Raw genomic sequence first — 13,753 nt, forward strand, 5'->3', positions numbered from 1 at the left:
ACCGTGAACACACTCGTCAAACAGACCTGGGCCGGGCTGCGCGTCCTGCTCGTCATGACCGTCCTGCTCGGCGTCCTCTACCCCCTCGCGGTGTGGGCCGTCGCCCGCATCCCCGGCCTGGAGGGCAACGCCGAAGGCTCGGTCGTCACGCAGAACGGCCAGGCCGTCGGCTCGTCGCTCATCGGCGTCGACCCGGTGCCCGCCGACCCGGCGCACGACCCCTGGTTCCACACCCGGCCCTCGGCGGCCACCCCCGAGGTGCCGTCCGGTGCCTCCAACAAGGGCCCGTACAACGAGGACCTCGTGAAGACCATCGGGGAGCGCAAGGACGCCATCGCGAAACGCGAAGGCGTGTCGCCCGATCAGGTACCGCCGGACGCCGTCACCGCGTCCGGATCGGGCCTCGACCCGGACATCAGCGTCGCCTACGCCGAGCTCCAGGCCGCGCGGGTCGCGCGGAACACCGGCCTGCCGCTGGACCGGGTGAAGCAGCTGATCGAGCAGAACACGAGCGGTGCCGGGATCGGCGTTCCCGGCGTGGCTGTGCTCCCGCTCAACTTGGCCGTGCGCGCCGCGGCCGGAGGGGCACACTGACAGCGTGACCACCGAAAACGCGAGGCCGCGCCGGGGAGAGCTGAGGATCTACCTCGGCGCGGCCCCGGGCGTCGGCAAGACGTTCGCCATGCTCGGCGAAGCGCGCCGCCGGCTCGACCGCGGCACCGACGTCGTCATCGGGCTGGTGGAGACGCACGGTCGCGAGAAGACCGCCGCCCTCCTCGAAGGCCTCGAGACCGTGCCGCGGCGGCACGCCGAGCACCGCGGCCGCGCGTTCGAGGAGATGGACGTCGACGCCGTCCTGGCGCGCGCGCCCGAGGTCGCGGTGATCGACGAGCTGGCGCACACGAACGTCCCGGGCTCGCGCAACGCCAAGCGCTGGCAGGACGTCGAGGAGCTCCTGGACGCGGGCATCGACGTGCTCTCCACGGTCAACGTGCAGCACCTGCAGAGCCTCAACGACGTCGTCGAGCGGATCACCGGCGTCACCCAGCAGGAAACCGTCCCGGACGAGGTCGTCCGCCGCGCCGAGCAGCTGGAGCTGGTCGACATCACCCCGGAGGCGCTGCGGCGGCGGCTCGCCCACGGCAACGTCTACCCCGCCGAGCGGATCGACGCCGCGCTCGGCAACTACTTCCGCCCCGGCAACCTGACGGCGTTGCGCGAGCTGGCGCTGCTCTGGGTGGCCGACCAGGTCGACGTCGCCCTGCAGCGCTACCGCGCCGAGCAGCGGATCACCGACACGTGGGAGGCGCGCGAACGGGTCGTCGCCTCGATCACCGGCGGGCCGGAGAGCGAGACGCTCATCCGCCGGGCCAGCCGGATCGCCACCCGGGCCGGCGCCGAGCTGCAGGTGGTGCACATCCTGCGCGGCGACGGCCTGGCCGGCATCAGCCCCGCCTCGATGGCCCGCTACCGCAAGCTCGCCGAGGAGGTCGGGGCCACGTTCCACACGGTCGTCGGCGACGACGTCCCGGCCGCGCTGCTGGACTTCGCCCGCGGCGTCAACGCGACCCAGCTGGTGCTCGGGACCTCGCGGCGCTCCCGCGTGGCGCGGCTGTTCGACGAGGGCATCGGCGCCGCGGTGGTCCGCCGGTCGGGGCCGATCGACGTGCACATGGTCACCCACTCCGAGGCCGGCGGGCGGCTGCGGACGCGGCTGATCGCGAGCCCGCTGGGGCTTTCGCGGCTGGTGACGGGCTGGGTGCTGGGCATCGTGCTGCCGGTGCTGGTCACCCTCGTCGGCGTGTTCGTGCCGAGCGGGCTCGACTTCGCCACCGACGTCATCGCCTACGTCCTGGCCACGGTCATCGTCGCCCTGGTCGGCGGCCTCGGCCCGGCGCTGGTCGCGGCCGTGCTCGGCGCCGGGCTGCTCAACTTCTTCTTCACGCCGCCGCTGTACACGCTCAACGTGCACACCCCGCAGAACCTCGTGACATTGATCGCGATGGTCGTGGTCGCGGTGCTGGTCGCGCTGGTCGTCGACCAGGCCGCGCGCCGGGCGGCGCAGGCGGCGCGGGCCCGGACCGAAGCGGCGTTGCTGGCCTCCTACGCCCGGACCGTGCTCACCCACGCGAACCCGATCGAGCGGTTGCTGGCGAAGGTGCGCGAGAACTTCGCGCTGACGTCGGTGACGTTGCTGGAGAAGCAGGACGGGGTGTGGCAGTGCGTGGCGACCTCGGGGGAGCACCCGTGCGCCGACCCGGACGAGGCCGACGCCGACATCGCCGTCACCGCCGACGTCCACCTGACCCTGCGCGGCCGGGCACTGCCGGCGGCCGACCGGCGGGTGCTGGAAGCCGTGGCGGGACAGGCGTTCCTGGCCCTGCGGCAGCAGCGGGCCGCGGCCGCGGCGGCGCGCGCCGAGCGCAAGGCCGAGGCGACCGAGCTGCGCACGACGCTGCTCTCCGCCGTCGGGCACGACCTGCGGACGCCGCTGACGTCGATCAAGGCGTCGATCGGCAGCCTGCGCGCGCCGGACCTGGCCCTGTCCGAAGAGGACACCGCGGAGCTGATGGAGGCCATCGAGCTGTCCGCCGACCGGCTGGCCGGGCTGATCGACAACCTCCTGGACTCGTCGCGGCTGGCCACCGGGGCGGTCCGCCCGCACCTGCGTCCGGTGGGCTACGACGAGGTCGTCGCGCACGCCCTGTCCAATGTGGACAACTCGGACGACGTCGTGGTCGCGGTCGACGACCAGCTGCCGTCCGTGCTGGCCGACCCCGGCCTGCTGGAACGGGTGGTGGCGAACGTGCTGGACAACGCCCTGCGCCACGGCGGCGCGCCGGTGTCGGCGCGGGCCAGCGCCCACTCCGGCCAGGTCGAGCTGCGGATCGTCGACCACGGCAAGGGCCTGCGGAAGGGGGCCGCGGACTCGGCGTTCGCGCCGTTCCAGCGGCTCGGCGGCGACCGCGACACGACGCCAGGCGTCGGGCTCGGGCTGTCGGTCGCGAAGGGGTTCACCGAGGCGATGGGCGGCACGATCCGCGCCGAGGACACCCCGGGCGGCGGGCTCACGGTCGTGGTTTCGCTGCCGGCGTTCAGTGTGGAGTACGAAGAGGAGGGGGTGCGATGAGCGACCTGGGCGCCACCGTGCTGGTGGTGGACGACGAGCCGCAGATCGTGCGGGCACTGCGGATCAACCTGACCGCCCGCGGCTACAAGGTGATCACCGCGCACGACGGCACGGCCGCGTTGAAGGCGGTGGCCGAGACCAAGCCGGACGTGGTGGTCCTGGACCTCGGCCTGCCGGACCTGGACGGCACGGAGGTGATCGCGGGCCTGCGCGGCTGGACGACGGTGCCGATCATCGTGCTGTCGGCCCGCGGCGACTCGGCGGACAAGGTCGAGGCCCTCGACGCGGGCGCCGACGACTACGTGACGAAGCCGTTCGGCATGGACGAGCTGCTGGCTCGCTTGCGAGCGGCGGTCCGCCGTTCGGCGGTGGCGGGCGCGGACGGCGCGGACGCGGTGGTCGACACGGCGTCGTTCACGGTGGACCTGGCGGCGAAGAAGGTCCGCCGCCACGACGGCGAGGAAGTCCACCTGACGAAGACGGAGTGGGGCGTGCTGGAGCTGCTCGTCCGCAACCGCGGCCGGCTGGTGGCGCAGAAGCAGCTGTTGCACGAGGTGTGGGGCCCGTCGTACGAGACGGAGTCCCACTACCTGCGGGTGTACCTGGCCCAGCTGCGGCGGAAGCTGGAACGGGAGCCGTCCCGGCCGCGGCACCTGCTGACCGAGCCGGGGATGGGGTACCGCTTCGAGGTCTAGTACTACAGGGCTAGATCTCTAGCATTTGGAGTCGGAGGCGTCGCCTGAAGTGGCTTCGTCGTGCGTCTGCCTGGTGTCCGCGGCGCCAGGCGGACGCACGAAGACCGTGGTCGATGATGTGGTCGTCTTTGCCGATGAGGTTGAACAGGCGTCGGATCTCGGCGATGGAGAGTGCGATCAGGCGACGGGTCCGGGTGGTCATGGTGTGCGGCTTGCCCGCAGGTCGCGCTGATCTTTTTTTGCCTGGTGTCTCATCACTGCGAGGAATGCCATGGCCAGCATCGACAGGGTGATATGCCGGTACCAGGCGTGGTAGAGGCGGACTTGGTAGTTGTCCAGTCCTGCTTCGCTCTTGGCTGCTTCGAAACATTCCTCGATTGGCCAGCGGGCGCCGATGACACGGACAAGTTCCGTCAGTGATTCTCCGCGCGGGTTGTAGCAGTGGAAGTAGCCGAGTTCGCCGTCTGAAATGTTTCGGCGGAACACGTACTGATGGCCGTCACCGGCATCGACCATCGCCCAGTCGTAGACCCGGAAACCCTTGGCGCCGATCCCGCAGGCACGACGGGACCAGTCGTGGCCTGTCAGGCGGGATTGGGCATGTTTGACCAGTGTCGGCAGGCCGGCCGCGGAGGAGATACCGCCAGTTGTGATGTCGGTGTTCTTCGGCACGGCCATCGCATACGCGATTCCTTCGGCTTCCAGATACGTGCGCAGCCCCGGGTTCTGCCCGAACTCCTCGTCCGCGGCGAACCACGCGAACGGCACCCCGGCCGTCACCGCTCGCGCGATCATGGCCTGCACCTGCTTCGGGCGGGTAGCGAACGTCACCTTCTCCGGCACGTGCGCCTCGGCCCGACGCCCGGGATCAGCACACCACGACGCATCGGGCAGATACAGTTCTCGGTCAATGAGTACCCGATCGCCGGCCGTGTTGGCATAGGCCAGGAAAACCCCGATCTGACAGTTGTCGATCCGCCCCAGGGTCCCCGAATACTGACGTTGAACACCGGCCGACTTGTTGCCCTTCTTGGCAAACCCGGTCGGGTCCGCGATCAGCACGCCACGGGGATCAGCGAAATGTTCCATCGCATAGTCGCGTACCAGGTCTCGCGCCTCGGCGGCATCCCACGGCGACAGATTCAGCAACCGCTGGAGCGCCTTCGGCTCCGGATCTCCGGAATACTCCGCGATCGTCCAGCCGTTCTTCCGTTCCAGCGGGGCGATCAAGCCGCGCAGATAATGCCGGGCATGCGCACGCGAATCCGTCCGATAGAACAACCCGTCCAGTCGCGCGCACACGTCCCGAAACTCCCGATCCCACACGGCCAAATCTTCCCGCGTCGCACCGCCCGAGAGGTCGGCCCGCCCGACAGAAGGAGTGCTCACTCGCCAACACTCGCACAATCAGCAGTCGATATCACGAACCGACACGCAAAGATCTAGCCCTGTAGTACTAGGCCGGGGTGCTGGTCCCGGTCGTGCTCGACGTGGGGGCGCCGGCCGAGCTGGAGCCGCCACCGGACGGCGGCGGCTCCGACGAGGTGGAGGTCGTGGGCGGTGGCGACGACGTCGTGGTCGGCGTCGTCTTGGTGGTGGTCGGGGGCTGCGTCGGGTGCTGGCTCGTCGCCGGAGGCGGGTTGCCGCCCGTGTCGCCGCGCGGCGGCAGGGGCGGTGACGTCTGCGTGACGACCGTCGTGGTCGTCTTGCCGTCCGGGCTCACCGAGACCACCGTTGTCGGCGTGCTGGTCGACGTGGGGCTCGACGTCGTCGGCGCGCCGCTGGAGGTCGACGGGTCGGTGGACGACGGCGTAGCCGGCAGCGTCTGGACGCCGGCCGGGAGGGTGCCCTGGCCGCCGGGGCCGCCCGTGCCGCCCGCGGTCGACGCGGGACCCGGCCCGGCGAGCTCGGCCACGGCGGCGAACGCGGTCGCGACGACCAGCCCGGCCACCCCGAGCACGACGTACCCGGTGCGGTTCGGTTTGCTGCTCTTGGGCGGCGCGGTGTCGATCCTGGTGATCCGAGAGCTCGAATCCGACCCGGCGGGGCGGGGCATACGGGGCTCCTTGGGGAATGGGGAGGCGCGGTCGAGGCCGGGAACGGGGCTGTCTCGGGAGAGAGCGTCTCGTGAAAGACACAGCCACGGCGGGGGAGCGACCTCGGCGGGGAGGTTATCACCGTCGTGCGGGTATTCGCCCAGGTAGTGGCCTTGATCCGTTACTGTGCGCGGTCGGTTGACCCGGAAGGGAGGAACGGCGTGAGTGAGGAAGAAACGCACACCCGGCTGACGGCGTGGGTGCGCGGCCGGGTCCAGGGCGTTGGTTTCCGCTGGTGGACGCGCAGCCGTGCGTTGGAACTGGGCCTGGTCGGGAGCGCGAGCAACCTCGCCGACGGGCGTGTCGAGGTCATAGCGGAGGGTAGCCGCGACCACTGTCAGCGGTTGTTGTCCGCGTTACGGTCGGGAGAATCACCCGGACGTGTGGAGCACGTCGCCGAGCGCTGGTCTGACCCGAAAGGGGGACTCAGGGGGTTCGTCGAGCGGTAGGCCGTCCGGGGCCGGTGTGGCTCGTGATGTTGCTGAGGCCGCCTCCGGTGTGCTAGGCGCGCCGAGGAGGGGGCGCATCCGGCGGACCCGCCGGGCCCCCAGGTAGCCTGGGACGATTGAACCGCCAGTACCCGCGGCCAGAGGGGTCAGCACCACGTGCACCTGAAAAGCCTGACGCTCAAGGGCTTCAAGTCCTTCGCCTCGGCCACCACGCTGCGCTTCGAACCCGGCATCACCTGCGTGGTCGGGCCGAACGGCTCGGGCAAGTCCAACGTGCTCGACGCCCTGCGCTGGGTCATGGGCACCCAGGGCGCCAAGGACCTGCGCGGCGGCAAGATGGAGGACGTCATCTTCGCCGGCACCGCGGGCCGCGCCCCGCTCGGCCGCGCCGAGGTCACCCTCACCATCGACAACGCCGACGGCGCGCTGCCCATCGAGTACTCCGAGGTGTCGATCACCCGCCGGATGTTCCGCGACGGCGCCAGCGAGTACGAGATCAACGGCGACCGCTGCCGCCTGATGGACGTCCAGGAACTGCTCTCCGACTCCGGCATCGGCCGCGAGATGCACGTCATCGTCGGGCAGGGCCAGCTCTCGGCGATCCTCGAGTCCAAGCCCGAAGAGCGCCGCGCCTTCATCGAAGAGGCCGCCGGCGTCCTCAAGCACCGCAAGCGCAAGGAACAGACCCTGCGCAAGCTGGCCAACATGCAGGGCAACCTCGACCGCCTCGGCGACCTGACGACCGAGCTGCGCCGCCAGCTCAAGCCGCTGGGCAAGCAGGCCGAGATCGCCCGCAAGGCCCAGACGGTCCAGTCCGAGCTGCGCGACTCCCGCCTGCGCCTGCTCGCCGACGACCTGGTCACCCAGCGGGAGGCCATCGCGCGCGAAGAGGCCGACGAGAAGACGGCCCGCGCCCGCCGCGCCGAGGTCGAGCAGACCCTCGAGATCGTCTCCGCCGAAGAAGCCGAGCTGGAGGCCTCGCTCGCCGAGGACGCGCCGCTGCTGCAGACCGCCCAGGAGACCTGGTACAAGCTGTCCGCGCTGGCCGAGCGCCTGCGCGGCACCGTCCGCCTGGCGATCGAGCGCCAGCGGCACCTCTCCGCCGACGTCTCGGCCCACACCGGCGGCCGCGACCCCGAGGAGCTTCTCGAAGAGGCCGAGCGCGTCGCCGAGCAGGAAGAAGAGCTCAACGAGGCCGTCATGGAGGCCCGGGAGCTGCTCGCCCAGACCGTGCTGCGCCGCGAGGACCTCGAACAGCGCGTCCAGGCCGCCGAGCGCGCGCACTGGGCCGCCGTCCGCGCGATCGCCGACCGCCGCGAGGGCATGGCCAAGCTGACCGGCCAGGTCGAGGCGCTGCGCAGCAAGAACGGCGCGACCACGGACGAGATCGACCGGCTGAGCGTCTCCATCGAAGAGGCCGCCGAGCGCGCCGAGATCGCCGTCGAAGAACTCGAGCTGGCCAAGGCCGAGGGCGGCGCGGAGGAGTCCGACGACGCCGGCCTGATGGACCGCCACGACCGTGCGGTCGAGGCCAACAACGCGGCCAAGGCGCGCGTCGAAGAGCTGGTCAAGGCCGAGCGCGCGGCCGAGCGCGAGATCGCGTCCGAAAAGGCGCGTGTCGAGGCGCTGTCGATGGGGCTCAAGCGCAAGGACGGCGCGGGCGCGCTGCTCGGCGCGTCCCACGAGCTGCCGGGCCTGCTCGGCTCGGTCGCCGCGCTGCTGACCGTCGAGCCGGGCCACGAGGTCGCGCTGGCCGCGGCGCTCGGCCCGGTGGCCGACGCGGTCGCCGTCGCGGGCGGCGAAGACGCCCTGCGCGCGCTGAAGTACTTGAAGGACACCGACTCCGGTCGCGCGGGCATCCTGCTCGGCGGTCCCGAGTCCACTGTGGACACCTATTCGTGGCCGTCGCTGCCGGAAGGCGCGCGCTGGGCCCGCGAGGTCGTCACGGCGCCGGCGCAGCTGCGGCCCGCGGTCGAGCAGGCCCTCGACAAGCTCGCCATCGTGCGCGACCTCGACGCGGCCCGGCACCTGGTCGCGGTGCACCCGGACGTCCGCGCGGTCACCGCCGAGGGCGACGTCTTCGGCGCCCGCTGGGCGATCGGCGGGTCGGGCCAGCGCGAGAGCGTCATCGAGGTCCAGGCCGCCGTCGACGAGGCGGGGGAGCGGCTGCGGCTGGCCGAACGCTCGCTGGAGCGGTACGCGGCCGAGCTGGAAGGTGCCCGCGCCGAGCAGCAGGCACGGCGTGAAGAGGTTTCGCAGGCCAAGGACGCCCTCGGCGAGGCAAAGGTCCGGAAGGCCCGCTCGTCGGAGCGGCTCAACCGGCTGCAGCAGGCCGCCCGCCAGGCCCAGGCCGAGGTCGAGCGGCTGACCGGGCAGCGCGCGAAGGTCGAGCAGAGCCGCGTGCAGGCGCTGGCCCAGCTCGCCGAGCTGGAGGAACGGCTCGCCGCCGTCGCCGAGCAGCCCGTCGAGGACGACCCGGACACCGCCGAGCGCGACGCCGCGGTCGAGGAACTGGCCGTCGTCCGGCAGGAGGAGATGGAGGCGCGGCTCGCGCAGCGCACCTCCGAAGAGCGGGCGCGCAGCATCGCCGGCAAGGCCGAGGGCCTCCGCCGCGCCGCCCACGCCGAGCAGCAGGCCCGCGAACGCGCCGAGCGCGCCGCCGCGGCCCGCAAGCGCGGCGCCGAGATCGCCACCGCCGTCGTCAACGCCGGCGAGCTGGCGCTGGAGCGCATCGAGCACTCGGTGCAGCGCGCGGCCACCGAACGCGACCAGGTCCAGGCCCGCCGCCAGAGCCGCGAGCAGGCACTGACGAGTGTCCGCGCCAAGGTCCGCGAGCTCACCGGCGAGCTGGAGAAGCTGACCGACGCCGTCCACCGCGACGAGGTGCTGCGCGCCGAGCAGCGGCTGCGGCTGGAGACCCTCGAAGCCAAGATCGCTGAGGACTTCGGCATCGGGCTGGCCGACCTGGTCCAGGAGTACGGCCCGGACGTCCCGGTCCCGCCGAGCGCGGGCGAAATGGCCGAGTACGAGGCGGCCAAGGACCGCGGCGAAGACGTCACCCCGCCGCCGCCGATGCCCTACGACCGCGAAACCCAGGCCCGCCGCGCCAAGCGCGCCGAGAAGGACCTGTCCCTGCTGGGCAAGGTCAACCCGCTGGCCCTGGAGGAGTTCGCGGCGCTGGAGGAGCGGTACAAGTTCCTCTCCACGCAGCTGGAGGACCTCAAGGACACCCGCAAGGACCTCGAAGCCGTCATCAAGCAGGTCGACGAGAAGATCCTCGAGGTCTTCGCCTCGGCGTACGCGGACGTCTCCCGCGAGTTCGAGACGGTGTTCGGCGTGCTCTTCCCGGGCGGCGAGGGCCGGATGGTCCTCACCGAGCCGGACGACCTGCTGGCCACCGGCGTCGACGTCGAAGCGCGCCCGCCGGGCAAGAAGGTCAAGCGGCTGTCGCTGCTGTCGGGTGGCGAGAAGTCGCTGGTCGCGGTGGGCATGCTGGTCGCGATCTTCCGCGCCCGCCCGTCACCCTTCTACGTGATGGACGAGGTCGAGGCGGCGCTCGACGACACCAACATGCGCCGGCTGATCGGGCTGCTGGAGCAGCTGCGCGACTCGTCGCAGCTGATCATCATCACCCACCAGAAGCCGACCATGGAGATCGCCGACGCCCTCTACGGCGTGAGCATGCAGGGCGACGGCATCACGAAGGTGATCTCGCAGCGGCTGCGCACGACCGAGGAAGAGCCGGTTCCGGTCAGCTGACGTCGTCTTCGCGCGGTGCGCGGCGGTCCTCGCCGCGCACGCGCGGCTCGTAGTGCCTCAGGTCGCTGCCGGCGTCGCCGATCGTCGGGCGCCGCCCCAATGTGGCGTTCGGTGCGTTGGACGCACCGAACGCCACATTGGGTGCGTTGGACGCAACCAACGCCACATTGGGGCGCTGGTCAGCCCGCGACCCAGAAGGCGTAGTCCGCCGAGTAGCGGACCGCGGTCTGCGCGCCGGCCGTGCACGCCCCGGCCGGGGCCACGCCGCCGCGGGTGTTGAGGCGCTGGATGTACGTCACCTTGCCGAAGACGCCGTCGCCGGTGTTGAGGTTCGCCTTGAGCAGCAGTTCCGGGATCGCGTCCTTCCGCGGCGACGACGCGGCCGCCGCCGCGCCGACCGTGCTGCCGTCCACAGTGGACGTCCAGACCGGGCCCTTGCTGTGCAGCGCCACCGGCTTCCCGTGGCGCGTCAGCACCGCGGCGGGCTGGACCAGCGCCCACGCGCCGTTCGTGCAGCCGTAGATCTGCACGCCTTCGGCCGGGTACGTGGTCAGCGGCCGGTTGCCCGCGGGGACCTTGATCGCGTCCGGCACCTTCGAGGCCGCCGGGGTGGCCGAAGCCGTCGCCGCGCCGCCGACCAGGAGGGCGCCGATCGCGAGCGCCACCGTCATCCGCTTCATCGAATCCACCTTCGAAATCCTCCCGCCGCTTTTCGGCGGGCTCCCGCCATCCGACACGGGAGCCCGCCGGAAACGGTTCAGAAGGATCAGGCGGCGCGCACCTCCGCGGTCTCGCCGGCGGCTTCGGCTTCGGCCGCCTTCGGGTCCGGCGTGCGGTGCCGCAGCGCCAGCAGACCGCCGACGACCAGCGTGATGACCACGCCCATCAGCGTGTACCACGGGTAGGCGAGCGCCACCTTGTCGCCGGCCGCCTTGCTGAAGTCCACGCCGATCAGGCCGCCGGTCTTCGCGTTGAACTTCACCCCGAGGATGACGAACGCCATCACCACGACCGTGACGACGAACGCGATGATCGCGTCCGCCTGCCGCGCCTTCTTGACCAGCAGGCCGAGCAGGAACGACCCGAGCAGCGCGCCGTAGGTGTACCCGGTGATCGCCAGCCCCAGCTCGATGACCGAGTTCTTCGTGGTGGAGAACATCGACGCGAACACCGCGAACACGACGGCCCAGATCAGTGTCCACATGCGACCGTGCCGCAGCAGCTTCGAGTCCTCCGGCGAGCGCTTGGTGAACCGCTGGTAGAGGTCGGCCACAGTGGACGTCGAGAGGGCGTTCAACGCCGACGCCAGCGCACCCATGGTCGAGGCGAGCACACCCGCGATGAGCAGGCCGGACACGCCGACGGGGAGGTCGTCGATGATGAACCGCGAGAACACGTCGTCCGGGCTCTGCATGCCGAGCTGCGCCACCGGCTTGCGGCCGTTGAACACCCACAGCATCGCCCCGACCAGCAGGAACAGTGCGAACTGGATGGTGACGATGATGCCGCTGCCGATCAGGGCCTTCTGCCCGTCACGCAGGCTGCGCGTGGCCAGCAGCCGCTGCGCGATCAGCTGGTCGGCGCCGTGGGAGGCCATCGACAGCGCCGCGCCGCCGAGCACCGCCGTCACGAACGCGTACGGGCTGGTCAGCAGGTTCTTCGTGAAGTCGACGAGCATGAACTTGCCGTCCGCGGACGCCTGGGCGGCCCAGTCGGCGGGCAGCTTGTTCAGCAGCACGATCGCGGCCACCGCGGCACCGCCCAGGTACAGCGACAGCTGGATGACGTCGACCCAGACGACGGCCTTGATCCCGCCGATGTAGGCGTAGACCAGCGTCAACGCGGTGAGAATGACGACGATCAGCCAGTAGTCCAGGTGGATGCCGTAGTGGGCCAGGATCACCTTGATCGGGATGGCGCCGGCGAACAGCCGCACGCCTTCGGCGAGCAGCCGCGTGATCACGAACGTCACCGACGCGGTGCCCTGCAGCCCGGAGCCGAACCGCCGCCCGAGGAACTCGTACGCGCTGACGAGGTTGCCCCGGAAGTACCGCGGCAGCAGGACGAACGCGGCGATCGTCCGGCCGATGATGTAGCCGAAGGCCAGCTGCAGGAACAGGAACGCGTTGCCGAAGACCAGCCCGGGCGTGCTGATCACGGTGAGCGTCGAGGTCTCCGTGGCCACCACGGACAGCATCACCGCGCCCCACGGGAGGCTGCGCTCGCCGACGAAGTAGTCGGCCGCCGACCGTTGTCTCCGGCCGACGAGCACGCCGATCAGCGGCATCGCCGCCAGGTAGATCACGATGATGGCGAGGTCAACACCGCGCATGGATCTCTCCTCCGGTCTTCTCCGCGACTCGCAACCGCGTCACGGTGCCCCCCAGCGGGGCGGGAAGGGTCAGGGGGCCGCGGCCCGGGATCAGGGCGCCCAGCAGGCGCGGCCCGCGGGCGCCGGTCGCCGACGGCACCGTACCGGGCACGCCGCACCAGGTGAGCCAGCCCAGCAACGCCGTCAGGTACGCCTCCTTGCCTGCGCCGGGCAGGCCGAGGTCGGCACTGGTCTTGACCACCGCCGGGCCCACCGCGCGGATCAGCGCGGCCATCAGCGCCGGGTTCGCGACGCCGCCGCCGGAGGCGATCACGGTCGTGACGCCGTGGCGGCGGCACTCCCCGGCCACGGTGACGGCGGTCAGCTCGGTCAGCGTCGCCAGCAGGTCGCCGGGTTCGACCGGCTCGAGGCCCGCGAGAGCCGCGTCGAGGAAGTCCGCGTTGAAGTGCTCCTTGCCGGTGGACTTCGGCGGCGCGGCGGCGAAGTACGGGTCGGTCAGCAGCCGCGCGAGCAGGTCGGAGCGCACGGACCCGCCGAGGGCGAGCTTGCCGTCGACGTCGCTGCGCTGCCCCGAGACGCGGTGGGCGGCCAGGTCGAGCAGGGCGTTGGCGGGCCCGGTGTCGTAGGCGATCACCGGCCGTCCCTCGGCCACGACGGTGATGTTGGCGATGCCGCCGAGGTTCAGCGCGGCGACCGGGCGGCCGGTGTCCTCCGCGAGGCCGCGCAGCCACAGCTGGTCGAGCGTGCTCGCCAAGGGCGCCCCGTGGCCGCCGGCGGCGACGTCGCGGGCGCGCAGGTCCGCGCACACCGGCAGCCCGGTGCGTTCGGCGATCCAGGCGGGCTGGCCGAGCTGGAGGGTGCCGCGGACGTGGCCGTCTTCGACCCAGTGGAACACCGTCTGGCCCAGCGACGCGACGAGATCCGCGCTGCCGCCCAGTTCCGCGACGCCGCGCACGGCCGCGTCGGCGAACGCCTGGCCGACGCCGGTGTCGAGCCGGGTCAGCTCGCCCGCGGTGCAGGGGTTCGGCGGCAGGGCGGCGAGCAGGGCTTCGCGCAGCGGCTCCGGGTAGGGGACCTCGAGCTCGCCGAGCGGGGTCAGCACGACCGTGCCGGCCTCGGCGTGCAGGTCGGCGGCGGCCACGTCGATGCCGTCGAGCGACGTGCCCGAAATCAGGCCGATCACCCGATAGCCGTGGCTTGCGCGGTTCCCCATCCGGAGGGGTTTAGTGGAGCCTCCCGTGTGACGCAACCCACGTGGTTAAGTCTTGGCCCAATCGGGATCTAGGTTGTGA

Annotated in this window: 11 protein-coding genes; 5 read left to right on the plus strand and 6 right to left on the minus strand. The window is 71.5% G+C overall.

The annotated features are described in order from the left end of the window. Positions 1–3 precede the first annotated feature (3 nt). Genes BLW76_RS12990 through BLW76_RS13000 form a run of 3 tightly spaced genes read left to right on the plus strand, consistent with a single transcriptional unit; the run spans position 4 to position 3,825 of the window. Positions 4–594 carry a potassium-transporting ATPase subunit C gene (locus tag BLW76_RS12990; protein WP_091306654.1) on the plus strand — a complete coding sequence of 197 codons (591 nt, stop codon included), beginning with the start codon at positions 4–6 and terminating at the stop codon, positions 592–594. Between the two features lie 4 nt (positions 595–598). Continuing rightward, positions 599–3,130 carry a sensor histidine kinase gene (locus BLW76_RS12995; protein WP_091306656.1) on the plus strand — a complete coding sequence of 844 codons (2,532 nt, stop codon included), beginning with the start codon at positions 599–601 and terminating at the stop codon, positions 3,128–3,130. Beyond that, positions 3,127–3,825, plus strand: coding sequence for a response regulator (locus tag BLW76_RS13000; protein ID WP_091306659.1), 699 nt, complete (start codon positions 3,127–3,129; stop codon positions 3,823–3,825). Before BLW76_RS12995 ends, BLW76_RS13000 begins: the two co-directional genes overlap by 4 nt. A 198-nt stretch (positions 3,826–4,023) precedes the next feature. Here the strand turns inward: BLW76_RS13000 and BLW76_RS13005 are convergent, their stop codons facing one another. After that, positions 4,024–5,157: an IS701 family transposase gene (locus BLW76_RS13005; RefSeq protein ID WP_081655979.1), complete on the minus strand. Its 1,134-nt coding sequence runs from the start codon at positions 5,155–5,157 to the stop codon at positions 4,024–4,026. 124 nt (positions 5,158–5,281) lie between these two features. Then, positions 5,282–5,881, minus strand: coding sequence for a hypothetical protein (locus BLW76_RS48465; protein ID WP_167384590.1), 600 nt, complete (start codon positions 5,879–5,881; stop codon positions 5,282–5,284). Between the two features lie 201 nt (positions 5,882–6,082). Here BLW76_RS48465 and BLW76_RS13015 point away from each other — a divergent pair, with 201 nt between their 5' ends. Continuing rightward, positions 6,083–6,370 carry an acylphosphatase gene (locus BLW76_RS13015; RefSeq protein WP_091306664.1) on the plus strand — a complete coding sequence of 96 codons (288 nt, stop codon included), beginning with the start codon at positions 6,083–6,085 and terminating at the stop codon, positions 6,368–6,370. A gap of 156 nt (positions 6,371–6,526) precedes the next feature. After that, the gene (gene smc, locus BLW76_RS13020) at positions 6,527–10,129 is read left to right on the plus strand and encodes a chromosome segregation protein SMC (protein WP_091306666.1); all 3,603 of its coding nucleotides are present in this window, start codon (positions 6,527–6,529) and stop codon (positions 10,127–10,129) included. Here smc and BLW76_RS48470 read toward each other — a convergent pair. The 4 genes from BLW76_RS48470 to BLW76_RS13035 all read right to left on the minus strand — a co-directional run bounded on the left by BLW76_RS48470 (position 10,122) and on the right by BLW76_RS13035 (position 13,674). Then, positions 10,122–10,289, minus strand: coding sequence for a hypothetical protein (locus tag BLW76_RS48470; protein ID WP_167384591.1), 168 nt, complete (start codon positions 10,287–10,289; stop codon positions 10,122–10,124). The genes smc and BLW76_RS48470 overlap by 8 nt on opposite strands. Positions 10,290–10,308: 19 nt before the next feature. After that, a complete protein-coding gene (locus tag BLW76_RS13025; RefSeq protein WP_091319343.1) occupies positions 10,309–10,809 on the minus strand; it encodes a DUF3455 domain-containing protein in 501 nt (166 codons plus the stop codon). An 86-nt stretch (positions 10,810–10,895) separates the two neighbouring features. Then, positions 10,896–12,461, minus strand: coding sequence for a sodium:solute symporter (locus BLW76_RS13030; protein WP_091306669.1), 1,566 nt, complete (start codon positions 12,459–12,461; stop codon positions 10,896–10,898). Then, complete coding sequence (locus tag BLW76_RS13035) at positions 12,448–13,674, minus strand: anhydro-N-acetylmuramic acid kinase (protein ID WP_091306671.1); 1,227 nt, start codon at positions 13,672–13,674, stop codon at positions 12,448–12,450. Before BLW76_RS13035 ends, BLW76_RS13030 begins: the two co-directional genes overlap by 14 nt. Positions 13,675–13,753 lie beyond the last annotated feature (79 nt).

The organism is Amycolatopsis tolypomycina (genome assembly GCF_900105945.1).
GTDB lineage: Bacteria > Actinomycetota > Actinomycetes > Mycobacteriales > Pseudonocardiaceae > Amycolatopsis > Amycolatopsis tolypomycina.